The sequence below is a fragment of the Ruegeria sp. AP12 genome, from assembly GCF_056540025.1.
This window is the reverse complement of record NZ_JBQFVZ010000141.1, coordinates 1-904: the sequence shown is the minus strand read 5'-3', so window position 1 is coordinate 904 and position 904 is coordinate 1. Positions and strand designations below refer to the sequence as shown.

Sequence of the window (904 nt, the reverse complement as noted above, 5' to 3'; positions counted from 1 at the left end):
CGCGCGCCTTTGTTCACCTTCCCGAGTTGCCGACCGGCGGCAACGGCAAACTCCTGCGCCGCGCGTTGCCGGCCTATTTCAAGGCGTCCAACCGATGACCCAGACTGTCAAGCTTGATATACTGTCCGATCCGATCTGCCCGTGGTGCTACATCGGCAAAACCCATCTGGACAAAGCCTTGGCAAAACTGCCGGACCACCCGTTTGTGATCGAATGGCACCCGTTCCAGCTGAACCCCGATATGCCAGACGCGGGCATGGATCGGCGCGAATATCTGGAACGGAAATTCGGCGGCAAGGACGGTGCGGTGCGCGCCTATGCGCCCGTGGTCGAACATGCCGAGAATGCAGGCCTCAAAATCGACTTTGAGGGGATGAAGCGCACGCCAAACACCCTGGACGCACATCGCCTGATCCACTGGGCCGGGATCGAGGGCAAGCAGAACGCCGTTGTCGATGCTCTGTTCGACGCCTATTTCGTTCAAGCGCGTGATATCGGCGACCCGGAGGTCCTGTCCGACATCGCCGATAGCGCTGGTATGGACGCGGCAGTGGTAATGAAATTGCTGAAATCCGACGCCGACCGCGAGGATATCCGCAACCGCGACACCCACTCACGCGAGATGGGCGTTAGCTCGGTCCCGACCTTCATTGTTGCCAACCAACATGCCGTTCCGGGCGCGCAACCTCCTGAAATATGGGAGAAAGTGATCGGAGAAATCATGTCTCAACTTGAGGCTTCCTCTGCATAGAAGCACAGAGGTCTGTGCGAAATTCCGGTCTGGCGCAACCTGATCCGTCGTGATAGCGCGATCAGGTAAGGAGTCCCCATGACCAACCGCATGTCTCGTGGAGAATTCATTGCGCTGATCGCAATGATGTTCTCGACCATCGCCTTTTCAATC

At 58.0% G+C, this 904-nt stretch carries 1 protein-coding gene; it reads left to right on the top strand.

The features are described 5' to 3' along the window. The first annotated feature begins 94 nt into the window (after positions 1-94). On the top strand, positions 95-751 hold the full coding sequence (locus ACR0E6_RS21835; protein ID WP_480564403.1) for a DsbA family oxidoreductase: 657 nt from the start codon (positions 95-97) through the stop codon (positions 749-751). Positions 752-904 lie beyond the last annotated feature (153 nt).